27 protein-coding genes are annotated in these 25,519 nt (G+C 69.4%); 23 read left to right on the top strand and 4 right to left on the bottom strand.

Going from position 1 to position 25,519, the window contains the following annotated elements; all coding sequences use genetic code 11:
• Positions 1–59: 59 nt before the first annotated feature.
• Positions 60–1,745, bottom strand: coding sequence for a chitinase (locus tag ACTWQO_RS03310; RefSeq protein ID WP_443235659.1), 1,686 nt, complete (start codon positions 1,743–1,745; stop codon positions 60–62).
• A 233-nt stretch (positions 1,746–1,978) separates the two neighbouring features.
• Here ACTWQO_RS03310 and ACTWQO_RS03315 point away from each other — a divergent pair, with 233 nt between their 5' ends.
• The 15 genes from ACTWQO_RS03315 to ACTWQO_RS03385 all read left to right on the top strand — a co-directional run bounded on the left by ACTWQO_RS03315 (position 1,979) and on the right by ACTWQO_RS03385 (position 13,736).
• The gene (locus ACTWQO_RS03315) at positions 1,979–2,881 is read left to right on the top strand and encodes a hypothetical protein (protein WP_443235660.1); all 903 of its coding nucleotides are present in this window, start codon (positions 1,979–1,981) and stop codon (positions 2,879–2,881) included.
• 55 nt (positions 2,882–2,936) lie between these two features.
• Positions 2,937–3,644: a Flp pilus assembly protein CpaB gene (gene cpaB / locus ACTWQO_RS03320; RefSeq protein WP_443235661.1), complete on the top strand. Its 708-nt coding sequence runs from the start codon at positions 2,937–2,939 to the stop codon at positions 3,642–3,644.
• 9 nt (positions 3,645–3,653) lie between these two features.
• Entirely contained in the window at positions 3,654–4,907 is a 1,254-nt protein-coding gene (locus tag ACTWQO_RS03325; RefSeq protein ID WP_443235662.1) for an AAA family ATPase, read from the top strand.
• Positions 4,908–4,963: 56 nt separating this feature from the next.
• The gene (locus ACTWQO_RS03330; RefSeq protein WP_443235754.1) at positions 4,964–5,281 is read left to right on the top strand and encodes a pilus assembly protein; all 318 of its coding nucleotides are present in this window, start codon (positions 4,964–4,966) and stop codon (positions 5,279–5,281) included.
• 1 nt (position 5,282) lies between these two features.
• The gene (locus ACTWQO_RS03335; protein WP_443235663.1) at positions 5,283–5,651 is read left to right on the top strand and encodes a TadE/TadG family type IV pilus assembly protein; all 369 of its coding nucleotides are present in this window, start codon (positions 5,283–5,285) and stop codon (positions 5,649–5,651) included.
• Positions 5,652–5,663: 12 nt separating this feature from the next.
• The gene (locus ACTWQO_RS03340; protein WP_443235664.1) at positions 5,664–7,001 is read left to right on the top strand and encodes a CpaF family protein; all 1,338 of its coding nucleotides are present in this window, start codon (positions 5,664–5,666) and stop codon (positions 6,999–7,001) included.
• Between the two features lie 10 nt (positions 7,002–7,011).
• Positions 7,012–7,953 (top strand): type II secretion system F family protein, encoded by a 942-nt coding sequence (locus tag ACTWQO_RS03345; RefSeq protein WP_443235665.1) that lies wholly within the window; start codon positions 7,012–7,014, stop codon positions 7,951–7,953.
• Between the two features lie 16 nt (positions 7,954–7,969).
• Positions 7,970–8,857, top strand: a complete 888-nt coding sequence (locus ACTWQO_RS03350) for a DUF5936 domain-containing protein (RefSeq protein ID WP_443235666.1) — start codon at positions 7,970–7,972, stop codon at positions 8,855–8,857.
• 22 nt (positions 8,858–8,879) lie between these two features.
• Positions 8,880–10,235, top strand: coding sequence for a sensor histidine kinase (locus tag ACTWQO_RS03355; RefSeq protein WP_443235755.1), 1,356 nt, complete (start codon positions 8,880–8,882; stop codon positions 10,233–10,235).
• Entirely contained in the window at positions 10,235–11,014 is a 780-nt protein-coding gene (locus tag ACTWQO_RS03360; protein WP_443235667.1) for a response regulator, read from the top strand. Before ACTWQO_RS03355 ends, ACTWQO_RS03360 begins: the two co-directional genes overlap by 1 nt.
• A 112-nt stretch (positions 11,015–11,126) precedes the next feature.
• Positions 11,127–11,315, top strand: a complete 189-nt coding sequence (locus ACTWQO_RS03365; RefSeq protein ID WP_210577255.1) for a Flp family type IVb pilin — start codon at positions 11,127–11,129, stop codon at positions 11,313–11,315.
• The gene (locus tag ACTWQO_RS03370; RefSeq protein WP_443235756.1) at positions 11,312–11,935 is read left to right on the top strand and encodes a pilus assembly protein TadG-related protein; all 624 of its coding nucleotides are present in this window, start codon (positions 11,312–11,314) and stop codon (positions 11,933–11,935) included. The genes ACTWQO_RS03365 and ACTWQO_RS03370 overlap by 4 nt, the downstream gene beginning before the upstream one ends.
• Before the next feature lie 16 nt (positions 11,936–11,951).
• Positions 11,952–12,533 (top strand): hypothetical protein, encoded by a 582-nt coding sequence (locus ACTWQO_RS03375; RefSeq protein ID WP_210577086.1) that lies wholly within the window; start codon positions 11,952–11,954, stop codon positions 12,531–12,533.
• Positions 12,534–12,541: 8 nt separating this feature from the next.
• The gene (locus ACTWQO_RS03380) at positions 12,542–13,189 is read left to right on the top strand and encodes an OmpA family protein (RefSeq protein WP_443235668.1); all 648 of its coding nucleotides are present in this window, start codon (positions 12,542–12,544) and stop codon (positions 13,187–13,189) included.
• Positions 13,190–13,256: 67 nt separating this feature from the next.
• Positions 13,257–13,736, top strand: a complete 480-nt coding sequence (locus tag ACTWQO_RS03385; RefSeq protein ID WP_443235669.1) for a hypothetical protein — start codon at positions 13,257–13,259, stop codon at positions 13,734–13,736.
• Between the two features lie 262 nt (positions 13,737–13,998).
• On the opposite strand, the gene ACTWQO_RS03390 is transcribed toward ACTWQO_RS03385, so the two are convergent.
• Entirely contained in the window at positions 13,999–14,421 is a 423-nt protein-coding gene (locus ACTWQO_RS03390) for a winged helix-turn-helix transcriptional regulator (RefSeq protein WP_443235670.1), read from the bottom strand.
• An 88-nt stretch (positions 14,422–14,509) separates the two neighbouring features.
• Here ACTWQO_RS03390 and ACTWQO_RS03395 point away from each other — a divergent pair, with 88 nt between their 5' ends.
• The 3 genes from ACTWQO_RS03395 to ACTWQO_RS03405 all read left to right on the top strand — a co-directional run bounded on the left by ACTWQO_RS03395 (position 14,510) and on the right by ACTWQO_RS03405 (position 17,935).
• Positions 14,510–15,331, top strand: coding sequence for an NAD(P)H-binding protein (locus ACTWQO_RS03395; protein ID WP_443235671.1), 822 nt, complete (start codon positions 14,510–14,512; stop codon positions 15,329–15,331).
• A gap of 88 nt (positions 15,332–15,419) precedes the next feature.
• A complete protein-coding gene (locus ACTWQO_RS03400; RefSeq protein WP_443235672.1) occupies positions 15,420–16,421 on the top strand; it encodes an alpha/beta hydrolase in 1,002 nt (333 codons plus the stop codon).
• Positions 16,422–16,582: 161 nt separating this feature from the next.
• Entirely contained in the window at positions 16,583–17,935 is a 1,353-nt protein-coding gene (locus tag ACTWQO_RS03405) for a cytochrome P450 (protein WP_443235673.1), read from the top strand.
• Here ACTWQO_RS03405 and ACTWQO_RS03410 read toward each other — a convergent pair whose 3' ends face one another.
• Entirely contained in the window at positions 17,936–18,313 is a 378-nt protein-coding gene (locus ACTWQO_RS03410; RefSeq protein WP_443235674.1) for a DUF192 domain-containing protein, read from the bottom strand.
• 79 nt (positions 18,314–18,392) lie between these two features.
• Between ACTWQO_RS03410 and ACTWQO_RS03415 the strand changes: the two genes are divergently transcribed.
• Together ACTWQO_RS03415 and ACTWQO_RS03420 are read left to right on the top strand one after the other, a co-directional pair.
• Entirely contained in the window at positions 18,393–19,271 is an 879-nt protein-coding gene (locus ACTWQO_RS03415) for an LLM class flavin-dependent oxidoreductase (RefSeq protein ID WP_443235675.1), read from the top strand.
• Positions 19,268–20,065: a class I SAM-dependent methyltransferase gene (locus ACTWQO_RS03420; protein ID WP_443235676.1), complete on the top strand. Its 798-nt coding sequence runs from the start codon at positions 19,268–19,270 to the stop codon at positions 20,063–20,065. The genes ACTWQO_RS03415 and ACTWQO_RS03420 overlap by 4 nt, the downstream gene beginning before the upstream one ends.
• 4 nt (positions 20,066–20,069) lie before the next feature.
• Here ACTWQO_RS03420 and ACTWQO_RS03425 read toward each other — a convergent pair whose 3' ends face one another.
• A complete protein-coding gene (locus tag ACTWQO_RS03425; protein ID WP_443235677.1) occupies positions 20,070–21,227 on the bottom strand; it encodes a winged helix DNA-binding domain-containing protein in 1,158 nt (385 codons plus the stop codon).
• 684 nt (positions 21,228–21,911) lie between these two features.
• On the opposite strand from ACTWQO_RS03425, the gene ACTWQO_RS03430 reads away from it, so the two are divergent.
• The 3 genes from ACTWQO_RS03430 (at position 21,912) to ACTWQO_RS03440 (ending at position 25,460) form a co-directional block, all read left to right on the top strand.
• On the top strand, positions 21,912–22,685 hold the full coding sequence (locus tag ACTWQO_RS03430; protein WP_443235678.1) for an isoprenyl transferase: 774 nt from the start codon (positions 21,912–21,914) through the stop codon (positions 22,683–22,685).
• A gap of 324 nt (positions 22,686–23,009) precedes the next feature.
• Positions 23,010–24,335, top strand: a complete 1,326-nt coding sequence (locus ACTWQO_RS03435; RefSeq protein ID WP_443235679.1) for a PhoH family protein — start codon at positions 23,010–23,012, stop codon at positions 24,333–24,335.
• Positions 24,336–24,764: 429 nt separating this feature from the next.
• Complete coding sequence (locus tag ACTWQO_RS03440) at positions 24,765–25,460, top strand: transglycosylase SLT domain-containing protein (RefSeq protein WP_443235680.1); 696 nt, start codon at positions 24,765–24,767, stop codon at positions 25,458–25,460.
• Positions 25,461–25,519 lie beyond the last annotated feature (59 nt).

Consider the following 25,519-nt stretch of genomic DNA (forward strand, 5'->3'; position numbering starts at 1 on the left):
CGACGGAGGGGGCACCCGGCCGACCAGCCGGGTGCCCCCTCCGAACCCTCCGTCACTGCCTACGGCAACCCATGTACATGCGGCCCCACCGCGTTGGACCACGCGTTCCCGGCCGCCGCGTCCCAGTTGGTGGACCAGGTCATCGCGCCCCGCAGGTCGGGATACGTCCTGGACGGCTTGAAGGAGCCGCAGTTCGTGCCCCTCGCCAGGCAGTCCAGCGCGTTGTTCACCACGGAGGGCGAGACATACCCGCTGCCCGCGCCGCGCGTCGAGGCCGGAAGGCCCAGTCCCACCTGCGACGGTGCCAGACCGCCCTCCAGCTGGATGCAGGCCAGCGCCGTCAGGAAGTCCACCGAACCCTGGCTGTAGACCTTGCCGTCGCAGCCCAGCATCGAACCGCTGTTGTAGTACTGCATGTTGACGACCGTGAGGATGTCCTTGATGTTCAGGGCCGTCTGGAAGTAGGAGTTCGACGTCGACTGCATGTCGATCGTCTGCGGGGCCATCGTGATGACCAGCGACGAGCCCGCCTTCGACGACAGGGACCGCAGCGCCTGCGTCATGTAGGTGGCGTTGAGGCCGTTCTCCAGGTCGATGTCGACGCCGTCGAAGCCGTACGTCTGCATCAGCGAGTACACCGAGTTCGCGAAGTTGGTTGCCGATGCCGAGTCGTTCACGGCCACGGTGCCGCGCTCACCGCCGACCGAGACGATGACCTTCTTCCCGGCCGCCTGCTTCGCCTTCACGTCGGCCTTGAACTGGTCGACCGTGTAGCCGCCGAGCCCCGCCGAGTCCAGGTTGAAGGTCACCGCGCCCGGCGTCGACGTCGCGTCCGCGAACGCCACGGCGATGATGTCGTACTGGGCCTGGACGTCCGCGAGCTTCTGCACCGTGGCGCCGTTGTTGAAGTTCTGCCAGTAACCGGTCACCGCGTGCTTCGGCAGGGCGGGGCCCACCGGGGTCGCCGTCGTCCTCCCCGTCACCGCTGCCGACTTCACCGACTCACCGGCCGAGTTGGTGGCCGTGACCTGGAAGGAGTACGAGGTGGAGGCGGCGAGGCCGGTGACGGTGGCCGACGTTCCGGTCACCGCCGTCACCTTCGTACCGTCCAGGTAGACGTGGTATCCCGTTGCTCCCGCGACCGTGTTCCACGCGAGGGACACGGACGAGGACGTGGTGCCCGACACCGACAGACCGGCCGGCGCACCCGGAATCGTCGGCGCCGGATCGGTCCCGCCGCCCCCGTCAGGGCCGTACACCGAGAGGTCGTCGGCGTAGTACGCGGGCTGGCCGTACCAGCCGTGCGTGTACACCGTGACGGATGTCGTCGAGGCGCCCGTGGTGAAGGACGTCGTCAGCTGCTTCCAGCTCGCCGAGTCGGGGGTCCAGGTGGACACGTCCGTGGTGCCGGTGCCGGTCACGCCCAGATAGGAGTACCCGCCCTGCACCCAGGCGCTCAGCGCGTACGTCGAGTTGGGCTTGACCGCGACCGTCTGGGTGCAGCGGGCGTTGTCCTGTCCGGCCGGGGTCGCCTTCAGCGCGGTCGTGCCGGTGCGCACGGGGGAGGTGACCGTCGTGCCGCTGTTCGCGGAACAGGTCCAGTTGCTCAGGCCGGACTCGAAACCGGCGTTCTTGGCGTTGTTGACGTCGGCGGCGGACGCCTGGCCCGCACCGGTGAGGGAGAGGGCGAGTGCGGCGGTGACGGCGCCCGCCCAGAGCCGTATCGATCTTTTCTGTGGGGACATGACAACACGTTGGTCCAGACCAATTCTGTTGTCAAGAGATGCTGCCGAGATGCTCAACCTGCCCCGTTTTGGCAGCTCTTGTGCAACACCGGATGCTTCGCAGCTACAGAAACGCTGTTCTCCGGTCATAGAGGCGTGGTTACAGTGCTTTGGTAGTCACGCTGTGAAGTCGACTCGGTGCGTCGGGGTATCACCGGCGGGCCGACAGGGGCGGGTGAACCGGGGAGCTGCACGTGCCAACTGCCATTGCCGTGACCAGTGCCGACCTGGCGCTGCCGCCGCACGACGAGCGCACCGTGCCCGCGGTGGTGCTCCAGGACCTGGACCGGCAGCCACTCGACCAGTCGCTCGCTGCCGTGCAGGCACTGATCGACCAGCACGGTCATGTCATCGTCGTGTGCTCACAGGCGGTGCCCGCGGCCGTGACGCAGCGGCTGCACACCGTACGGTCCCTGCTGGAGAGCGACCGGATCGCCCTGTTCCGTCCGGCGCTCCCTCCGCTCGGACTCGCCGTCCTGGCCCGCCAGTTGAGACAGCTCGCCTCCTGCGACCTCAGCCCCGGCGTGCTCGCCTCCGCCGGCCGGCTGCTCACGCACTACATCCACGCCGGTGCGCTGCTCGGCTCGGTCGCCCGCCTCGACCGCGTCCCCGTCGGCCTGAAGTCGCACGCCAAGTCCTGGGTGCCCGGCACTCACTTCGGGGTCGTCGCACATCCCGAGCCGCAGCTGGTGAAGCTCCAGCCCGGAGCCGCGCTGGCTGGCCCGGAGTTCGCGACCTGGATGCTGTTCGCCAAGGGCCAGCTGCAGTCGGACTGGGTCACGGAGAGCCTGGCCAACTCCTGGCGGGTGCAGGGGCTGCGGGAGGCCGTACTGCCCGCCGAGTCCCCGCACTGGTGGGGGACCGGCAAGCTGATCGAGTTCTGTTCCTACCTGCCCGACCTCTCGGTCCTCTACCAACTGGTCACCTCGGTGCGGCAGAACGTCTGCCACTGGTGCGGCATCGACGTCATCGGCGACCGCTGTGTCTTCTGCTCCGCCACCCCGCCCGTCCTCGAGGAACAGCACAAGAGCCTGCAAAAGCCTCGGCAGCACAGGCAGATTCAGCACCAGAACCGGAAACAGATAACAGCCGGATGAGCCCGCACCACCCGACACCGCTCGACCCCCACCCCCCAATGAGGTTCTACGGTTCATGAACTCCCGTCAGCGCCGCGGCGTGATACTCCTGCTCCTGTCGGTCCTGTGCGCCCTCGGCGCGTTCGCCGGCGTCCTCTCCGTCGTCAACGACGTGGAGTCCAAGGTCGGCCCCGAGGTCACCGCCTACCGGGTCAAGTCGAACGTGGAGCCCTACGAAAGCCTCGGCGCGGGCCAGTTCGAGAAGGTCGAGATGCCGGAGCGCTGGCTGTCCGACACCGCGGTCACCGATCTGCGGCAGATCGAGGGCAAGATCGCCGTGACGACCCTGAAGAAGGGCTCCCTGCTGCAGAGCGACATGATCGTCGACCAGCCCGCCCTGCAGCCCGGGCAGCAGGAGGTCGCCATCATGATCGATGCGGCGACCGGCGTCGCCGGCAAGATCACACCGGGTTCGAAGGTCAACGTGTACGCCACCTTCGAAGGACAGCGGGAGGGTGATCCCGATCAGTCCAAGATCATCGTAACGAACGCCGTCGTTCTCGACATCGGCGACCTCACCCCGCTCGAGCCCGATGCCGACGACCGCAGCCGGGAGGCCACCAAGGCGGTCCCCATCACCTTCGCGCTTTCCGCGGTCGACGCCCAGCGCATCACGTACGCCGAGTCCTTCGCCCAGCGGGTCCGGCTCGCGCTGGTCGCGCCGGGGGAGACCGGCACCATTCCCGAGCAGGACCGGACGTACGAACTCGCCAAGGACAAGTGAGAGGCCCGCATGCCCACGAGGATCCTCCCGGCGGTCGGCGATCCGGACGCGGTCCGGTCCCTCACCACCCTGCTCAGCCAGCTCCCGGACGCCGAGCCGGTCGCCCCGGTGGTCGACTCCACCCAGCTCGTCGACACCCTCGCCCGGCTGGCCGCCGAGTCGGTCGACGAACTGCCCGAGGTCGTCGTCGTCCACGAACGCATCGGCCCGGTCCCCGCCCTGGAGCTGATCCGCGACGTCGCCCTGCGCTTCCCGGCCGTCGGCGTCATCCTCGTCACCTCCGACGCCAGCCCCGGCCTCTTCCAGGCAGCCATGGACTACGGCGCCCGGGGCCTGGTGGCGCTGCCGCTGAACTACGAGGAACTGGCCAGCCGCGTCCAGGCGGTCGCCCAGTGGTCGACGGGCGTACGGCGGCATCTCGGCGGCGCGGTCGACGTGTTCACCGGCGTGGGCGGCACGGTGGTCACGGTGAGCGGCGCGAAGGGCGGAGTGGGCGCGACGCTGACGGCGATCCAACTCGCCCTCGCCGCGCAGGCGTCGGGACGGTCGGCCGCCCTGGTGGACATGGACCTCCAGGCCGGCGACATCGCCTCCTACCTGGACATCCAGTTCCGCCGCTCGGTCGTCGACCTCGCCACCATCACCGACATATCCCCGCGCGTCCTGGCCGACGCGGTCTTCCGCCACGACACCGGCGTCGCGCTGCTGCTCGCCCCCGGCGAGGGCGAACGCGGCGAGGAGGTCACCGACCGTGCCGCCCGGCAGATCATCGGCGCCCTGCGCTCCCGCTACGAGGTCGTCGTCGTCGACTGCGGCGCCCAGGTGAGCGGCGCGAGCGCGACGGCGGTCGAGATGGCGGACACGGCCCTGCTGGTCACCACCCCGGACGTGGTCTCCGTCCGCGGCGCCAAGCGCACCGTCCGCATGTGGGACCGGCTCCAGATCCGCAAGGCCGAGGAGACCACGGTCGTCGTCAACCGCCACACCCGCGGTACGGAGATCCAGCCCCCGCTGATCCAGAAGATCACCGGCACGGCGGTGGCCGCCACGGCCGTCCCCGCCAACTTCAAGGAACTCCACGCCGCGGTCGACGCGGGCCGCGTCCACGAACTCGACGGCAGGAGCACGGTCAAGCAGGCCCTGTGGGCGCTCGCGGCCGAACTCGGGCTGGTGAACGCCCCCGAAGGCGACCGCCGGGGCGGGCGGTCGAGGGGAGACCGGGGTGCGGTGAGCTTCCGGAGGCGCAGGGACGGAGGGGGGTGAGGGTGACGAGGGGCAGGGCGCGGGACGAAGGTCAGGTCACCATCGAGTTCCTCGGGATGACCCCGCTGATCATCCTCACGCTGGTGCTGGTGTGGCAGTTCGTGCTGCTGGGGTACACGTTCACGCTCGCGGGGAATGCTGCGGACGAGGCGGTGCGGGCGGGGACGGCTTCGGAGGGGCAGGCGGCCTGCGAGGAGGCGGGGCGCCGGAATCTCCCGAGCGCGTGGCAGGGAGGTGCGACCGTGGCATGCAGCGCGAGCGGCGGCTATGTCACGGCCGATGTGCACCTTGAGGTGCCTGTCCTCTTCCCGGGCTCGATCGGCTTCCCGTTCACGGTGGATGGCCACGCGGGTGCCGTGCAGGAGGAGGACTGAGATGTCGTACCGACTCTTCTACGGCCGTAAAGACCGCGACGGCGACGGCGGCCAAGTCGCCATCGAATACCTCGGGTTCATTCCCATCCTGCTCCTCGTCGCGCTGGCCGGCGTACAGGTCGGGCTGATCGCCTACGCCGCCCAGCAGGCCGGTACGGCGGCGCGGGCGGGGGCGCGGGCGGCCTCGCTCGACAACAGCGCCCAGAGCGGTTGCGTGAACGCGATCAGCGACTGGTTGTCCGTCTCCTGTTCCGAAGCGGGTGGTGGCGACGAGGTCACCGTCACCGCCACGGTCCAGATCCCGTCGATCGTCCCCGGCTGGGACTTCGACCCGGCCACCAAGACCGCCACCATGCCGGTCGACCACTGAACGAGGTATCCCATGAGCCTGCGGTCCCGCATCAACACCCCGGAGGAGAACGGCAGCCGGGGCGAGGACGGGCACCTCGTCGCCTCGTACCGGTCCAAGCTCCTGGAGGAGATCGACCTCGCGGAGATGAGTTCGCTGGCGGCGGCCGAGCGCAGGGCCCGCCTGGAGCGCGTCCTCGGGCACATCATCAGCCGTGAGGGCCCGGTACTGTCGACGGTCGAGCGTTCGCAGCTGATCCGGCGGGTGGTCGACGAGGCGCTGGGGCTCGGCATCCTGGAGCCGCTGTTGGAGGACGCGTCGATCACCGAGATCATGGTGAACGGCCCGGACGCGATCTTCGTGGAACGCGGCGGCCGGGTCGAGCAGTTGCCGCTGCGCTTCCCCTCCCACGACCAGCTGATGCAGACGATCGAGCGGATCGTGTCCACGGTCAACCGGCGTGTCGACGAGTCGAATCCGATGGTCGACGCACGCCTGCCGTCCGGCGAGCGGGTGAACGTGATCATCCCGCCGCTGTCGCTGACCGGCGCCACGCTCACCATCCGCCGCTTCCCGCGCTCCTTCACGCTCCAGGAACTGATCGGCTTCGGCTCGCTGGACGAGCACATGGTGTATCTGCTGGCGGGGCTGGTGCAGGCACGGTGCAACATCATCGTGTCGGGAGCGACGGGCACCGGAAAGACGACGCTGCTGAACGCCCTGTCGGGGCTCATCCCCGAGAGCGAGCGCATCATCACCATCGAGGACTCGGCGGAGCTCCAGCTCCAGCAGTCGCATGTGATCCGTCTGGAGTCCCGCCCGCCGAACGTGGAGGGCCAGGGCCAGGTCACCATCCGCGACCTGGTGCGCAACTCGCTCCGGATGCGCCCGGACCGCATCGTCGTCGGTGAGGTCCGTGGCGGCGAGTCCCTGGACATGCTCCAGGCGATGTCGACGGGCCACGACGGCTCGCTCGCGACGGTCCACGCCAACAGCGCGGAGGACGCGCTGATGCGGCTGCAGACCCTCGCCTCCATGTCGGACGTGGAAGTCCCGTTCGTTGCGCTGCACGACCAGATCAACAGCGCCGTCGACGTCATCATCCAGCTCACCCGCTTCGCGGACGGCGCCCGCCGCGTCACCGAGATCGCGATCCTCGACAGCCATGGCGGCGAGCCGTACCGCATCGTGACCGTGGCCCGCTTCGACGCCCAGCCGATGACCCACGACGGCCGGGTGCACGGCAGCTACGTCCACTTCCCGCTCCCGCGCCGCACCGCCGACCGCCTCTACATGGCGAGCCAGCCCATCCCGCAGGCCTACGGCGTCGCCCACACCCCAGCCCAGCTGTCCACCCGAGAAGCCAGGTAGGACCACCGCGATGGAACTCGACACCCTAGTCACGCTCACCACCGGCATCACCCTGCTGACCTGCGTCCTCTTCGTGGTGGGCCTGCACTCCTACGCGGCGGGCAGGGCGCAGCGGGCGGCCCTCGTGGAGCGTCTGTCGGCCGCCGGCCAGGTCCCCGTCGGCCGCCGGCGCCGCTTCCGCAACCTGGACCGCCGGGTGCGCCGTACGAAGGTGGGCAAGGATCTGGAACTCCGGCTGGCGGCGACGGGCCTGGACATCACGCCGGGCGAGTTCTTCGCCTACATGCTCGCGACGGTCGCGGGCCTGTGGCTGATCGGCCAGGCGACCCTGGCGCCCTTCTTCGGCCCGCTCGCCGGTGCACTGGGCATCTGGGTGGCGATCCAGTTCCTCAACTGGCAGCGGCAGAAGCGGATCGAGAAGTTCATCAACCAACTGCCCGAACTGGCCCGCATCCTGGCGAACGCGACGCATGCGGGACTCGCACTGCGTACGGCGATCGGCATGGCGGCGGAGGAGCTGGAGGCACCGGCCGGGGAGGAACTGGCCAAGGTGGCGAATCAGCTGGCGGTGGGCGCGTCGATGGACGACGCGCTGGGCGAGCTGGCGGACCGGTTGCCGTCGCGGGAGCTGGTGGTGCTGGTGACGACCCTGGTGCTGTCGAACCGGGCGGGCGGGCAGGTGGTGACCGCGTTGCGGAATCTGACGGAGACGCTGGAGGAGCGGAAGGAGACCCGCCGCGAGATCCGCACCCAGCTCTCCCAGGTCACCATGACGTCGTACGCCGTCCCCGTGCTGGGCGTCGGCTCGCTGCTCCTGATGAACGGGGTGCAAGAAGGCGCCCTGGACCGTATGACGGGTTCACCGGTGGGGCAGGGGGCGGTGATCCTCGCGTTCGCGCTGTACGCGATCGGCTTCATCATGATCCGCCGGTTGTCCCGGATCGACGTCTGAGGCGGGGGAGACGGACATGGCACTCCTACTGGCCCTGGTGATGGGCCTCAGCGTCTGGGGCATCTTCGCCGGCATCCGCATGTACCGCGCGGACGCCAAACTCCCCAGCGACCTCGTGCTGGCCCTGGAGGTCGGCGCGACCCGGACCGGCGCGGTCGACTCCCTGATCGACCGCATGGGCATGCGGTACGCGCCCGCGGTCCTCCGCCTGATGGGCCCGAAGCAGGTCGCCAAGTACCGCCGCAAGATAGACCTGGCGGGCAATCCCGGCGGCCTGACGATCGACCGCTACGCCGCACGCCGGGCCGTGTACGGCGCGCTGGGCGGCGTGGGCTGCCTGGTGTTCGTACTGCGCGGCCAGTACCTGGTGGCGCTGCTGCTGCTCGCCTTCGGGGCGTTCTGGACGGAGGTGGGCATCTGGTCGGCGATCCGCATCCGCAAGGACGTGATCGAGCGGACCCTGCCCGACTTCCTGGACGTACTCGCGGTGGTGGTCAGCGCGGGACTGGGCTTCCGGCAGGCCCTGGACAGGGTCGCCTCGAAGTACGAGGGCCCCTGGGCGGACGAACTGCGCATCACCCTGCGCCAGATGGACCTCGGCATGAGCCGCCGCCAGGCCTTCGCGGAACTGCGGCGGCGCAACGACTCCGAGCAGGTCGCGATGTTCGTGACGGCCTTGCAGCAGGGGGAGGAACTGGGCGCGCCGATCGTGGACACGCTGGTGGCGCTGGCGAAGGACATGCGTCGCACGGACGCGCAGAACGCCCGCCGCAAGGCGGCCAGGGCCGTCCCCAAGGCCACGCTGACGATCACCACCTTCATGGTGCCGGCCACGATGATCCTGCTCGTGGCCGGGTTGCTGCTGGGGTCGGGGACGGACTTCGGGACTCTCACGGGGGAGTAGAGGGGAGGGATCACCGATGGCGATGACCAGAGCGGGCAGGCCGGGCCTGAGGGGCGAGGCCCTCGGTCTGCGACGCCGTCGGCCGGTTTCCGCCGCCGAGCCACCCCCGCAGGCACCACCCGAACCCGCACTCCCGCTCCAGGTGAACGCCCTTCAGGCGATGTGCCGCCAGGTCTTCGGCTTCCGCCTCGCCATGATCGCCCTGGCGGCCCCCTCAGCACTCCTCAACGCCAACCCGGGCTGGGGCACCCGCCTCGTCGGCATCGCCGTGGTCGTCACCTTCATGGTCTCGTACGTCCTCTTCAGGGACTGGGAACGCTTCGGCCCTCTCCTCCTGCGCCACCCCACCCTCCTGGCCCTGGACACCCTCTTCGGCTCGCTCCTCCTGATCTCCGCGGGCCCGGACACCACCCTCGCCTACGTCAGCGTCTGCACGCCCCTCCTCGCGGGCATCGTCTACGGCTGGCGCGGCGCCGCCGTCTTCGCCTCGCTCCAGTCCCTGATCCTCCTGCTGGCCCACGCGACGCTGCAGAAGGGCCACGCGGACCTCGCGGAGTCCCTGCTCCTGCCGGGCTTCTGCGTCATCAACGGTGCGCTCGGCTCCGCCCTGCGCAACCTGATGCTCCGCTTCGGCACCGCCACCCAGGCCCTGACCACGGTGAAGGCCCGCCTCGCCGTCACGGAGGCGGTCGACGCGGAACGCGCCCGGCTGGCCCGGGAGATGCATGACTCGGTGGCCAAGACCCTGCACGGCGTGGCCCTGGCGGCGGACGGTCTGGCGAACTCGGCGAGCGCGCAGGACACGGACCCCGCCCTGATCAAACAGCAGGCGGAACTGATCGCCCGAGCGGCGCGGAGGGCGGCGGCCGAGTCGCGCGAACTCCTGGAAGACCTGCGCCAGGAATCCGACCCACGCGCCACGACCGAGATCCTCACGGAACTGGCCTCTTACACCAGCGACTTCACAAGGCGTACGAATCTCCCGGCGACGTTCCAACCGACGGCCGACGTCGGTGATGACCCACTCCCCCTTCCGCGCGCAGTGGCCCGCCAGCTCCTCACGATCGTCGGCGAGGCCATGGAGAACGCCCACCGCCACGCGTCCGCGACCCAAGTGAACGTGCTGGCAGGCGTCCACGACGGCGTGCTGCGCATCAGCGTGGACGACGACGGACGCGGCCTGCCTCCCGGCTGCACCGTCGAACAGCTGCGCAGCTCCGGCCACTTCGGCCTGCTCGGCATGGTGGAACGTGCGCAGTCGACGGGGGCGCGCCTCCACATCGGCCGAGGCGACAACGCGCGAGGCACGGAAGTCCGCCTCGAACTCCCCCTGGCGGCCCTGACGCCACACAGCAGCACACGAAAGGAGGCCGCCTGATGCCCCAAGACCTCCCGCAGGTACGGGTATTGGTCGCGGACGACAACCCAGTGGTCCGAGCAGGTCTCACCGCACTGCTGTCCGGCCGCGAGGACATCACCGTGGTGGCACAGGCCGCCGACGGCCGCGAGGCCTGCGAGGCGGCGGACCGGCACCGCCCCGACGTGGTCCTCCTGGACGTCCGCATGCCCGAACTGGACGGCATCTCGGCACTGCCGCACCTGGCCTCCATCGCCCCGGTCATGATGCTGACGTACAGCACGGAACCGGCGACCGTCCGGGAGGCCCTGCGCCAAGGGGCGGCCGGCTATCTGGTCCACGGCGAGTTCACGGCGGACGAGCTGGTCACCGCGGTGCGGGACGTCCGGGAGGGCCGACCGCACTTCACGCGCACGGCGGCGAATGCGACTGCATACGGTGAGAGTTCACCTGTCCGTCGCCCGAAGCTACCGGAACAACTCGCTCCACCAGGCGAGTTACCTCCCCCGAGTAAGTCGCGGCTGCCTACTTTCGGGAAAGGGCTTTCGCAACTGCAATCGTATATGGGACAGTCGTTGGACCGGTCGCGGTTCCGACTGAGCATGAGGGAGGCGGAGATCATGGACCTCATCGCAACTGGCCTGAACAACCAGCAGATCGCCGCCGCCTGCTTCATCAGCGAGAAGACGGTCAAGAACCACGTCAACCGCATTTTCGCCAAACTCCACAGCACCAGCCGCGCCGAAGCCGCCGCGAAGTGGCTGGGCACGGCGCCGAGTTCCGCGACAGGACTGGGGTGACCTGCGGTGACGTCTTGGGGGAACAACGAGGTGAGCACCCGGATCCGCAGCCGGGTCCGGATTTGGGCCCTGGGGCCCTCGGCAACACGGGGTGTTCCTGCATACACTCCGCGTGCCGAAGGCGACGACACCGGAGGGGTGCGGCATGCGGATGCGCGACAACGACAAGGGGCAGACTGCGGTCGAGTACCTGGGGATCATCGCGGTGGTTGTGGCGATTGTGTTGGCGATCACCGGGACGGACATCGGGCAGACGATCTACGACGCCATCACCACGCAAATCGCGAAGCTCACCGGCTGAGGTCAGCCCGTAGATTCGGCGACGCGGGGCAGGCTTTCCCCATCTACATCACGGTGGTCGGGGGCCTGCTCTTCCTTGCGTTCGTTTACCTGGCGGTAGGCCAGGCGGCCGCGAACCGGAACGGCGCTCAGACGGCAGCGGACGCGGCAGCGCTCGCGGCGGCACTCGACACCCGCGACAAGCTCACGGACGAGTGGGTGGACAACGTTCTCGACCCGACGAAGTGGCGGGACATCTTCGACGGCGTGGGCGTGGACTTCGACGGGTGCGAGCGGGCTTATCAGTTGGCAGCGCAGAATGACGCAACGGCGCACTACTGCGGGCGGGCGCCCGGGCTGCGCCCCGGCTACACGGTTGACGTCGAGACGACGAAGGCCGTCGGCGACTCCATCGTGCCCGGTACGGAGAACACATACTCGGAAGCCTCCGCCATCGCCGTGATCGAGCCCCTGTGCGAGTTCGGGCTTCCGGGTGAGGATGCCGGGGACGACGTACTGCCGGAGCTCAACTGCGAGGACGACGTGAACTGGGAGCTGAACCCGGACGATCTCGACGATCTCCCGGGCCCCGAGGATCTCTTCGACGTCCACCTGGCCGACGCGCAAGCGAATGACGAGTGACGAAGGAAGCAGAGCGATGAGCATTCGGTTCACTGCGAAGGCCCGCAGGGGGATGGTCGCGTTGACGCTGGCGGCCGGTCTGGCCGTCGGTGTGTCCGGCTGCGGCGGTGGTGGTGGCGACGACGAGAAGCCGGAGGCGTCCGCATCGGCTTCCAAGGACGGCGGATCCGACCCGAGTACTCAGGAAGGCCAGTCGGACACGCCCATGGCTGAGTTGAAGGGCTCGAACGGACTGCTCCTCCAGATCGCCTCTGCTCAGCGTGATGCCGGCGGCTTCGTCACGGTGAACGCCGAATTGAAGAACGACGGTGCCGAGAGCGTCACGGTGCCCGCAGGGCTGAGCGGAAACGAGACCGAGATCGTCCGAAACGGCAGGTCGCTCGGGGGCGCCACGCTTGTCGACTCAAAGGGCAAGAAGCGGTACTACGTACTGCGCGACACCGACGGCCGCCCGCTGACGACCACAGGCTTCTCGATCCTCAAGGCCGGCGACAGCCTCGCTGTCTTCATGCAGTTCCCGGCACCTCCCGCCGACACGACCGAAGTGGCGTTCCAGCTCCCGACGTTCGCCTCCGCCACCATCCAGATCTCCGGGTGAGGCCGACGATGACCGCCACCTCGATCTGGAGCGTGCCTCCCCGTCTCGCCCTGACCCTGGGCGCCACGTCCGTCATGGTCGCGGCCACCCTCCTGGCCCCGACCCCCGCCCGCGCCGCCGACGGCCCCAGCGTCCCTCCAGGCACCGAACCCTCCGCTTCCGCCCCCGTCGACGTCGACCCCAACGACCCCGACCTCAAGCTCCCCGAAGGGGCGACGCTCGCCGAGCCCAAGGTGCTGGACATCAAGCAGGTCGTCGAGGACCAGAGCGGCGACGAACGCCGGGAGGACACCAACGCGGACGTGAAGTTCGCGCTCCAGGCGGAGGTCCTGTTCCCGAAGGACAGCGCGAGACTGACGGGCGAGGCGAGGTCGCGCCTCTCGGCCATCGCGGACGAGATCAAGACCCAGAACGCGACACGGATCCGCGTCTTCGGCTTCACGGACAACCTCGGTTCCTCGGCCCATGGCGACGTTCTCTCCAAACAGCGCGCCAACGCCGTACAGGACGTCCTGGACGAGGAACTGAACGACCCGAACATCACCTTCGAGGTCCGTGGCTACGGCGAGCAGTACCCGATCGCCTCGAACGCGACGGAAGAGAGCCGCAGGAAGAACCGAAGGGTGGAGGTGACCTTCCCGCGCTCCGAGAACTGACTGCAGGGGCCGCCCTCCCTCTTTTGAGTGATGGCGTCAGGGCTAGTTTCGAAGTAGTTTCAAAGTTATGGGTATCGAGAATGCGGCCGTGAACTTCTCCGAGCTGGTGAACAAGAACAAGCAGACGCTTGCCCGGCTCCAGGAATCGCCGAGACTGCTCCTGCACCGCAGAGACGGCGAGGACCTGGTCCTCACCACCGCGGCGCGGGCCGAACAGGACCAGACCGTGGTGTCGGCAGCCACCCGAATGCTCGCCGCGATGGCGCGCCGGGAGCCAGGCAGCATGGAACTGCTCCTCGACATACTGCCGGACGCTTTCCCGTGGGTCCGTTTCCTGCCCGAGCCCGATCTTCACGCCTTCGCCGTCGAACTGGTCGACACCATGCGCGCCGCCGACTCGCTCGGCAACAGCGCGTCCGTCGCCCAACTGCTCATCGCGTGGCAGCACACCGCCGAGGTCCACTCCGACCCCGAACTGCTGGCCGCGCTGACCAGGGACCACGGCGAAGACTACGGCCCGGTACCGGACCCGCGGGGTGCCGCATGACCGCGGGTCGCGGCGACCGTGCCGCACCACCGGCGCCAGAGGGCCACTGGGAAGTCCGCTTCGCGGACGCGGCCTCGGCCAAGGGCTGGGAGAGCCTCGCCCAACAGGCCCGGGAGAACACCTATCGCGCCTGGGTCACCATGCGCACGAACCCGAGGCCGGCCACCGAGACGCCCCGGCACCACCGCCTCAAGGGCGGTCTGGCGCACGGCACTCACCGCGGGCAGACCTGCGCGCAGTGGCAGATCATCAGCAGCATCCGTTACCGGATGTCGTGGTCGGGGTGGGTCCGGTCGTACTGGTGCCGGGCCTCGGCAATGACGGCGCGATGGCTGAGGGACCAGTCGGCCAGTGCCTTGACCAGGTGGGTCAGGCCGGTTCCGGTCTCGGTCAGGCGGTAGTCCACGTGGGCCGGGACGGTGGGGTAGACGGTGCGCAGGACGAGTCCGTCGCGTTCCAGCCTGCGCACGGTGAGGGTGAGCATGCGCTGGGAGATGCCGTCGATGGCCCGTTGCAGTTCCCGGAAGCGGCGTGGCCCGCCGGCGAGTTCGACGATCACGAGTACCGACCACTTGTCCCCGATCCGGTCCAGGACATCACGGATCCCGCAGTCGGGGTGATCTTCGCGCCCGCAGGGATCGAGTTCGGCAGGTGCGGCGGTTACCTCAGTGTGCGTGGGTGACATCAAACTGCCTTCTTGTGGCCGGTATGCGGGCGGTTCAGGATCAAGCGTAGTTACCGAAGAGAACCACCGACGGAAGACTACGACTGACATGATTCTGGTGACCGGAGCGAACGGGAGCCTCGGCTCCGCCACTCTCGCGGCGTTGCATGCCCGCGATGCGACAGCGACAGGCGGCAGCCGTACCCCGGGTGACGGGATGCGACGGCTCGATTTCGACGACCCCTCCGGCATCGACCTCGCCGGTGTGTCCACCTTGGTGTTGATCTCCGCCGGGTATGCCGAAGACGACCAGGTCATCGGGCGGCACGCGGCCGTCCTGGACGCTGCCGTCCGCGACGGCGTCCGGCATGTCGTCTACACGAGCCTGACCGGTGCCGGTGAGCACCTCGGTTTCGCACTGGCGCACCGCGCGACCGAACGGCTCGTGCGCGCTTGCGGCCTGCCGTGGACGATCCTGCGCAACGGCCTCTACGCCGAACTCTTCGGCGGACTCCTGATGTGGGCCGACGGCGGGGTGGAGTCCGCGTTCGGCGACGGCGCCCTGGCCGCGGTCGCCCGTGCCGACCTGGCCGAGGCCGCGGCGGTCGTCGCGGCGGATCCGGCACCGCACAGCGGACGCACTTACGATCTCGTAGGCACGCCCATCACGGCAGCGCACATAGCCGACCGCCTCGGCGTCCCGCACCGCACCATCGGTCTGGCCGAGTACCGGCGCAGGCTCCTCAGCCAGGTGCCGGAACTCCTGCCGTTCCAGCCACCCATGCTCGCCTCGATCGCGACCGGCGTCCGGCACGGCTTTCTGGACAGCACCGGTCCCGACCTCCCGGACATCCTCGGCCGCCCCGTTTCCGACCCACTGGCCACGGCTGTCGCAGCCGCGGCGGCCACGAGACCGTCGGCAGGTGGATGACGGTGGTGGGTGGGTGTCGGTAGGTGCACCGTCCGCCGGGTGGGCAGAGCCATGGTGGGGTGTGCAGGGCGTTCATAGCCTCGTAGCCATGGCTGACAAAGAGAGCAAAGAGAGCACTGAGAATGTCGGGACCTCGCGGCGACAAGCACTGCGACGTCTCGCCGCAGGCGCGGGCGGGGCCGCCCTCGCCGTTGGTGTCGGTGCAGGGACCGCGCGGGCGGCCGTTACCGACAGGACCCCGCGCGGCGTCCGCACGTACGTCCTGGTCCACGGCACCCACAGCGCGGGCTCCTTCTGGACCGCGATCGGCAGGGAGTTGGCGCTGCGCGGTCACCGCGTCGTCACGGTGGACCAACCGCTGCACGGCACCGAGAAGTTCATCCCGAAGGCGTATCAGACGCAGGACTTGAGCGCCCTCGCGACGGAGCCCTCGCCGGTCGCCGCGCTCACCCTGGACGACTTCGAGCGGCGGGTCACCGGTGTCGTACGACGCGCCGCGCGGCTCGGCGGTCCCGTGGTGCTGGTCGGGCACAGCATGGGCGGGCTCTCGGTGAGCAGGGTGGCGAACGCCGTGCCTGAACTCCTGGCCCATATCTGCTACATGGCCGCGTTCTGCCCGAGCCGCAGCATGCCGTCCCTGAACGACTGCGCGGGCTCGCCTGAAGGGCAGCTCGCCATCAGCCCGCTGGAGCAGCTCGTCGGCGACCCGGAGAAGCTGGGTGTGCTGCGCCTCAACTGGCGTACCTCCAACAGCCGTGACCTCGCCGTCTTCAAGGAGATGATCTGCGCTGAGTACACGGACGCCGAGTTCCTGCGCGTGCTGGAGGGACTGCAGGCGGACGAGTCGATGACGGCGTACGCCGGCCGGGCCGTCGGGCGCGCGGAGACATGGGGGCGGATTCCGCGTACGTATCTGCGGTTCGGCAAGGACAGGACCGTCGCCACGGAACTCCAGGACCGCATGATCGCCGAAGCCGACGAACTCACCCCGCACAACCGCTTCACGGTCCACAACTTCCCCGGCTCCGGCCACATGGGCCCCACGGACCCAGCCCGCGTGACGGACCTCCTGCACGGGCTGCGGCTGTAACAGCTCACGCCTGCCGAACGGACCGCCTGGGTACGGTGACGTTCGCTGATCCGGTTTGTGAAGGGCCACGTGGCCTGCACCACACCGGGATTGCCCTGCCCACGGATCCGGGAAGAGATCACGGCGCTGTCTCCGTGAGACTCTGCGAAGGGATCCGACCCGTGACCACCGCGTCTCCCCCCATGCCCAAGGCGCCGGGCTCATGGCCGCTGCTGGGCCACGCGATACCCCTCCTGCGCGACAACCTCGCCTTCATCGCCTCGCTCCGCGCCTACGGTCCGCTCGTAGAGATCCGCCTCCAGCCGCAGCAGCCCACCGTCGTCGTCAACGACCCGGCCCTGATCCGCACGATGCTGGTCGACGCCGCCCCCACCCTCGACAAGGGCCGCTTCTTCGAGAAGATGGGCCAGCTCCTCGGCGACAGCGTCGTCACGGCCGCGGGCGCGGAACACGTCCGCAAACGCCGCCAACTCCAGCCCGCCTTCCGCCAGACCGAGATCACCCGCTACGTCGACCTGATGCGCGAGCAGGTCACCTCGGCCCTGGCCGGCTGGCGCCCCGGGCAGGTCCTGGACGTCCGCGAGGCGATGGTCAAACTCTCCCTCGACATGCTCGCCTCGACCGTCTTCTCCGGCAGCATCGACGAACACGCATTCCAGCAGTTGCGCCGCGACCTCAGCGTCGTCATGAACGGCGTGGGCACCCGCATCATGCTCCCCGACTGGGCGGAGAAACTCCCGCTGCCCGCCAACCGCCGCTTCACCGCGGCCCGGGACGCCGTACGCGCCACGATCGACGCCGCGGTGGCCGAGTTGCGCGCCTCCGAACGCGACACGGGAGACATGCTCTCCCTGCTGCTCCGGGCCACGGACGAGGACACCGGACGCCCCCTGACGTCGTACCAGATCTGCTCGGAGATCCTCACCCTGGCGGTGGCCGGTACGGAGACCACGGCCTCCGTCCTCTCCTGGATCCTGTACGAACTCGCCCGCGCCCCGGAAACCGACGCACGCCTCCAGGCGGAACTCGCCGACGTCCTCGGCGAACGCCCCGTCACCTTCGACGACTTGCCCCGCCTGCCCTACCTGAACCGCGTCATCCAGGAGGCCACGAGGCTGCACCACACCGGCTGGCTGGTCACTCGCCGCACCCTCGAACCGCTCCGCCTCGGCGACTGGGACATCCCGGCCGGCACCGAACTGGCCTACTGCCAGCACGCCCTGCACCGCGACCCGTCCCTCTTCCCCGACCCGCTCACCTTCGACCCCGACCGCTGGCTGGACACCGCCCAGCCCCCGCCGACCGGCGCGTTCCTCCCCTTCGGCGCAGGCAAGCACAAATGCATCGGCGACCGCTTCGCCCTCACCGAACTGGCCACCGCGATCGCGACGATCACCCGAGAGGTCCGCCTCGAACTCCCCCCGGGCCGGACGGTGCAGCCGGTGGCCCGAGCGACGGTACGGCCGCGGACCCTGCTGATGACGGTCCGGCGGCGTGAGCGCCCACAGGCGTGACTACTCCACCCCTTCGACCTCCACCCGAACCCCGACCCGCAGCCCCCACCCCGTCATGACCCCCGCCTCCGCCTCCACCACATGCCGGGCACGAAGCCGGGGCATTCCGAGTCGCCCCGGCTTCATGGTCGTCACGGCGATGACCTCGAGGTGGCGGTCGAGGTAGGCGACGTCGATGGGCATCCGCATCCGGAAGGTGTGCACGCTGTTGGCGTGGGAGAGCAACATCGCCCCATCGAAACGGTCCCGCCCCAACAGCCCTTTGGTGCGGGAGCGGTACGAGGTGGCGATCTCCAGAGGGACGGCGGACACGACATCCCCGCGACCACCCCCGCGTACGACCAACGTCCCCTGTCCGTCCCGCCAACGACGCCGCATTCCAGCAGGGTGACACAACGCCGCGGACTCGCGGGAAAAGATGTTGTCCATCGCGTCGCGGCCCGGGTAGGAAGGCCGTATGACGACTGGACTCGGTGCCGTGTTCCGCCCTCAGCTGCCGCCCGAGCGACTGCGGGCGGTCGCCCGGCTCGCGGACGAGACGGGACTTGAAGAGCTCTGGCTGTGGGAGGACTGCTTCCGGGAGGGTGGGTTGTCGACCGCGGCCGCCGCTCTCGCCTGGACCGAGCGGGTGCGCATCGGAGTCGGGCTGCTGCCCGTGCCGCTGCGGAACGTGGCCATCACCGCGATGGAAGTCGCCTCGCTGCACCGGATGTTCCCCGGGCGCCCCATCGTCGGCGTCGGGCACGGCGTGCAGGACTGGATGGGGCAGGTGGGCGCCCGGGTCGAGTCACCCGTGACCCTGCTGCGCGAGCACCTCCTCACCCTGCGTGCCCTGCTGCGCGGCGAGCGGATCACGACCGACGGGCGGTACGTCAAGCTCGACGACGTCGCACTCGACTGGCCCCCCGCCGATCCCGCGCCGCCCGTCCTCGCCGGTGCCACCGGGCCCCGCTCGCTGCGGCTGGCCGGTGAAGCGGCCGACGGGACCATCCTCACCGCGAGCACACCCCCCGAAGGTGTCCGGCGCGCCCGGCAACTCATCGACGAGGGACGGGAGTCGGCCGGTCGCAGCGAACCCCACAAGGTCGTCGTCTATCTCCTCACCGCCACAGGTCCCGGCGCCGCCGCACGGCTCCGCGCCGAATTCGACGCCGAAGGCGTGGCATCCGTCCCGGACCTCGGCGTCGCGGGAGACGCCGGAGCCGTCGCCAAGGCCGTCCAGCGCCTTGCCGACGCCGGCGCCGACACGGTCGTCCTGCAGCCGACCGGCGACGAACCCGACCCGGAGGGGTTCGTACGGTTCGCGGCGGAAGAGGTAAGGCCCCTGGTCCCGTGAGCCGACCGGCGCCCGGTGCCTCCCGCACCTACGAAGACCTCGTCGAAGAGGCCGTGGCCCACCCCACCGACGGCTGGGACTTCTCCTGGTTCGAGGGCAGGGCCACGGAGGCGCGGCCCTCGTGGCGTTACGCGGAGTCCCTGGCCGCCCGCCTCCGCGGCACCACCGCCGTGCTCGACATCCAGACCGGCGGGGGAGAGGTCCTCGACTTCGCCCTGGAGCGCGCCCAGCCGGATCCACCCCTCCTCACCGTCGCCACCGAGGGCTGGCCCCCCAACGTCGCCAAGGCCACCGCCCTCCTCCGCCCCCGCGGCGTCGCCGTCGTCGCCTCGCCCGAGGACGCCGCGCTCCCCTTCGCGGACGCGACGTTCGACCTCGTCGTCAGCCGGCACCCCGTACGCCCCCACTGGCCCGAGATCGCCCGCGTCCTCCGCCCCGGCGGCACCTACTTCGCCCAGCACGTCGGCCCCAGCAGCGTCTTCGAACTCGTCGAGTACTTCCTCGGGCCGCAACCCGAGGAGCAGCGCAACGGCCGCCACCCCGACCGCGAGCGCGCGGACGCCCAGGCCGCCGGGCTCGAAGTCGTCGACGTACGTGCGGAACGGCTCCGTATGGAGTTCTACGACATCGGAGCCGTCGTCCATTTACTGCGCAAGGTGATCTGGATGGTCCCCGACTTCACCGCCGAGGCCTACGAACCCCGACTCCGGGCCCTGCACGCCGAGATCGAGGCACACGGCCCCTTCGTCGCCCACAGCACCCGCCACCTCTTCGAGGTGCGCAGGCCGGGGTGACTCCCTACGCGTGCGGGCCCGCCGTCACCGTCCCGATCACCAACTCCGGCCGCGCCTCCAGCACTTCCCCCACCCGCTCCACCTGCCGTCCCAACTCCCGTTCCTGCCGCGCCGTCAGCCGCCCCAGCGGCTCCACCGTGACCGTCGTACGACGTCCCTGGCGCCGTTGGTGCCACACCCCCGCCGCCACGCCGTCGACCAGCAGCACGGGGTAGTTGCCGGCCTGACCACCCGCGAGCGCCCTCTCGTACGCCGGACCCCGGAACAGCCGCTCACGCGGCTGGGCGGCGATGCCGTACGCGTCGAAGTACGGCAGCAGCCGGACACCGCCGGCCCGGCGGCCACCCTCCGGAAACTCGGTGTCCCCCGCCGCCACCCACGCGGGCACGCCCTCGAAGTCGACCTCCTCGATCTCCCCGGCCTCCGCGAGCGTGCCGAACAGCCCGCCCGCCCAACCGCCCGGAGCCGCAAGCCATTTCGCGAAGTGCCGCGGGGTCGCGGGCCCGTACGCGCGCAGATAACGGCGTACGAGCATCCCCAGCGCCTGCTCCGGCGGCAGCGCATCGAAGGCCGGCGGGCGGGTGTACGTCACCTTGCGACCGCGGTTCGGGCCGAAGCACAGGGCGCCCGACTGCCCTGCCCGGTGCATCACCTGACGCCAGCGCGGCCACATGTCCTGAAACGCGGGCATCACCCGGTCCCCGGCCCAGGGCCCGGTGCGCGCCACGACCTCCTCGCTCAGCTCGTCCACCGTCAGGCATACGCCGTCCAGCGCCTCGCGGATCGCGGCCACGACCTGCGCCACCTGTTCGTCCGTCATACGGGCACCGGGCGCGAAAGGGCTCGGGCCGGTCGGGATCGCCGTCAACGCGGCGCTCCAGAAGGCAAGTTCGTCCGCCGGGAGCAGATGCACCGTTCCGCGCGGGCCGTGCGTCTTCACGAGCGAGCGGTCCTCCCAGAGCGCTGCCCGCACGTCCGTCCGGGTCACACCGACCGTCCGCACCCCCACCGACAGCTCCGCCGCGGACAGCACCTGGGCATGCGCGCCCAGCATGGCGGAGACCACGGCGGCCACGTCCCCACCCGCCTCCGCAGGGTTGGCCAGGAATTGCCGTTCCAGCCGACGAGCGCTCGCCTCGGCCCAACTGATCCTCAGGGTCATGGGACGACGGTAGGGCCGAAGTAGGCCGGAAGCTGTCCGCTATACCGGGCAGGCAGCGCCCCCAAGTATGTGCAAATCAGGCAATTTGCGCTTTGCTCGAGATTCACCCTTCGTATCCATGGATCATGCACAGTTTCCACATTGTTATCGCAGGTGGCTCGCACCCGGCCAACCCTTGACGTAAGTTCAGACCAAGGTAATTCGCGCCAGCAAAGCTGCGCGTGCGGTACCGCGCAGAGGAGGGGGCTGCGCGGTACCGACCGCCGTCAAGCGGACGTTCGCTGACGGGGTCACCCTCCCGGGGGACGCCCGGCAACACGCAGGCTCACCCATCCGCCGTGATTCGGCCATGAGCCCGCCCAGAACGAGGCCATTTGCGGCCATCGTGCCGTCGCCACCCGACTCCGGAGAGTAGTTGTGGCACGCCGATGCATCCAGCATCACTTACAAAGGGTTATGGTGGAAACCCCCCCTCGGGCCGGTCCGTCTCCCCCCCACGGACCGGCCCGTTTTTTGTACGTGAGTGAGGGCGCCCCCCAACGCGGGCCCGCCGCACGCACCTAAGGGGCGCGGGGAACTGCGCGAGCAACCACACACAACCCGCACCCGGAATACGTCCCCCACCCCCACGGCGGTACCCTCGCTCCGCGGGGACCGCATCCGCACGGAGGGGCTGACAATCACGTGAACCTGCGCGACAAGCTGCGCAGCCTGCTCGTCAGGCTGTACGCACGCCGGGTGGAAGGCCACCTGGACCACGCTCAGGTGCCCAAGCACATCGGCGTCATCATGGACGGCAACCGACGCTGGGCGAAGGCAGCGGGCTCCACCACCGTGCACGGTCACCGGGCCGGCGCGGAGAAGATCGAGGAATTCCTCGGCTGGTGCTCCGAGACGGACGTCGAGGTCGTCACCCTCTGGCTGCTGTCGACGGACAACTTCGACCGCCCGCAGGAGGAACTCGTCCCGCTCCTCGGCATCATCGAGGACGTCGTACGGACCCTCGCCACCGACGGCCGCTGGCGCGTCCACCACGTCGGCACGCTCGACCTGCTGCCGGCCGGGATGCAGCGGACCCTCAAGGAAGCCGAGGAGAGCACGGCGGGCATCGACGGCATAGTCGTCAACGTCGCCATCGGCTACGGCGGTCGCCAGGAGATCGCCGACGCCGTGCGCTCGATGCTGCTGGAGGCCTCCGACAAGGGCACCTCGCTGGAGAAGCTGGCCGACACCGTCGACGTCGAGACCATCGGCCGGCATCTCTACACCGGCGCCCAGCCCGACCCCGACCTCGTCATCCGCACCAGCGGCGAGCAGCGGCTGTCCGGATTCATGCTCTGGCAGACGGCCCACTCCGAGTACTACTTCTGTGAGGTCTTCTGGCCGGCCTTCCGCAAGGTCGACTTCCTGCGCGCCCTGCGCGACTACGCGGCGCGCCACCGCCGTTACGGAGGCTGAACCGCCGTACCCCCTGAGGCAAAAGTCACCCTCTCTGGGGCGGAAGTAACAAAGAGTTCACCAGCGCGCCGTCATATGCCGTGGCATGGCATCGCACGTTCGAGGGCATAAGCCAGTCAGGTCGACACCCGAACCACGGGTGTCGGATCTCAGCGGACGGCACGGGGCCGTCCGCCCGGGAGGCCCTTTGCACCAGCCCGATCGTGCGTTCACCGCGCGGACGAAGCAGCGGAGGGCCGGTTCTCGGCCCGTGCAATGCGGCCGTCGACCGGTCCAGCTCCTCTCCGTCGCTCCCCGACCTCTTCCGAGGGGGTACGTCCTTCCGTGGTGACCAGCACAAAGCGCCGCAAGCCCGACCGGCGCACTTATGTTCTCGACACCAGCGTCCTGCTGGCCGACCCGAACGCCCTGAACCGCTTCGACGAGCACGAAGTCGTGCTGCCGATCGTCGTGGTGACGGAGTTGGAGGCCAAACGGCACCATCCCGAACTCGGGTACTTCGCCCGGCAGGCGCTGCGCCTGCTGGACGACTTCCGGGTGCGGTACGGCCGTCTTGATGCCCCCATCCCGATCGGGGACCTCGGCGGCACCGTCCGTGTCGAGCTCAACCACTCGGACCCCAGCGTTCTGCCGACCGGCTACCGCCTGGGGGACAACGACTCCCGCATCCTCGCGGTCGCCCGCAATCTGCAGGCCGAGGGGTTCGACGTCACCGTCGTGTCCAAGGATCTCCCGCTCAGGATCAAGGCGTCCTCGGTCGGTCTCCTCGCCGAGGAGTACCGCGCCGAGCTCGCCATCACGGACGCCTCCGGCTGGACCGGAATGTCCGAACTGACCCTGCCCGGCGAGCAGGTGGACATCCTCTTCGAGGAGGGGACGGTCTATGTCCCCGAGGCGTCCGACCTGCCCGTGCACACCGGTCTGACCATCCAGTCCGAGCGCGGCAATGCGCTGGGGCGGATGTCGCCCGAGGGCAACATCCGGCTGGTGCGCGGGGATCGCGAGGCGTTCGGCATCAAGGGCAGGAGCGCGGAGCAGCGGATCGCGCTGGATCTGCTCCTCGACCCGGACGTCGGGATCGTCTCGATGGGCGGCCGGGCCGGCACCGGAAAGTCGGCGCTGGCGCTGTGCGCGGGTCTGGAAGCGGTTCTGGAGCGCCGGCAGCACGAGAAGATCATGGTCTTCCGTCCGTTGTACGCGGTGGGCGGGCAGGAACTCGGCTATCTGCCGGGCTCCGAGGCCGAGAAGATGAGTCCCTGGGCTCAGGCGGTCTTCGACACGCTGTCCGCGGTCACCAGCCGCGAGGTCATAGAGGAGGTCACCGCGCGCGGGATGCTGGAGGTCCTGCCGCTCACCCACATCCGCGGACGCTCGCTGCACGACGCGTTCGTGATCGTGGACGAGGCGCAGTCCCTCGAGCGGAACGTACTGCTGACCGTTCTGTCCCGCATCGGCGCCAATTCGCGGGTGATTCTCACCCATGACGTCGCCCAGCGGGACAATCTGCGCGTCGGCCGGTACGACGGTGTCGTCGCCGTCGTCGAGAAGCTGAAGGGGCATCCGCTCTTCGCGCATGTCACGCTCACGCGGTCCGAGAGGTCCCAGATCGCTGCGCTTGTGACCGAAATGCTCGAAGACGGGGCGATCTGAGAGGTCTGCCGACCGATGCCCAATTAGGGCCGGTTACTTGGCAGTTGGCGCCGTCCAACAAAGGCTCAGAGCCTAGTTGGGCGGCGCCTTCGCGTGTTGCGGTTTCTCAGAATCCCCTGGGTCAAACGGGATGTGAGCTTTCACACGCAACTCAGAATTGCCACCCGGCGTCCGGTTACGGCAGAGTCTCAGTCCTGTCAGGCCCCGCATACGACACATCTGTACCCCCAGCGGTACGGCACCACAGCAACACCAGACCAACTCCATAGTCGACGTCGTATGCCGCCCGCGCACCACGCGGCGCTCTCCTCGCGGGAGTTGCCCACCGGGCCCGTGCCTCCCGTGACCCCGCAGTTGGGAGGCCAGCGTTCAGGGGCACGATTGCGTCCGCCAGGGTCACCGAAGCGGGCGATGCTGGAAGGAAACCGTGTGAGCCGGATTTCGGTCCGGGGATTCGCAGTGGCCTCGGCCACCGCGGTCACCGCTGTCGGAAGTGTCGTCGGCGTTGCCTCGGGCAGCACCGCACAGAACAACGACGCCGAAGCGGCGGCAGCCGACCTGACGCTGCTCGCGGACATACCCGCGGGCCAGCAGGCCCAGGTCCAGACCGCATCCCTCACTCAGCAGGCCGAGACCCAGGCCATCGCCGCGGACGCGACCGCCAAGAAGGACGCCGAGGAGGCTGCCCGCAAGGCCGCCGCCCAGTCCGCGGTCGAGAAGAAGGAAGCCGCCGAGAAGGCGGCGCAGGAGGCCAAGGAGCGCGAAGAGGCGGAAAAGGCCGCGAGCCGCAGCGCTTCGCGTGACGCCTCCGACTTCGCCCCCCAGAGCTCGTACTCCATCGCGGAGATCCAGTCGATGGCACAGTCGATGGTGGCGAGCGACCAGTTCCAGTGCTTCAGCAACATCGTGGACCACGAGTCCGACTGGAACTACCAGGCCGTCAACCCCTCCTCCGGTGCCTACGGCCTCTTCCAGGCGCTGCCCGGCACCAAGATGTCGTCCGCCGGCTCCGACTGGCAGACCAACCCGGCCACGCAGATCAAGTGGGGCCTCAGCTACATGAACGACCGCTACGGCAGCCCGTGCGGCGCCTGGGACTTCTGGCAGGCCAACAACTGGTACTGAGCCCTTCGGTTCGCTCAACCTTTCCGAGCCCCTCACCGTCCTTCGGTGAGGGGCTTTCG

The organism is Streptomyces sp. 4N124 (assembly GCF_052245395.1).
In the GTDB taxonomy this organism is placed as follows: domain Bacteria; phylum Actinomycetota; class Actinomycetes; order Streptomycetales; family Streptomycetaceae; genus Streptomyces.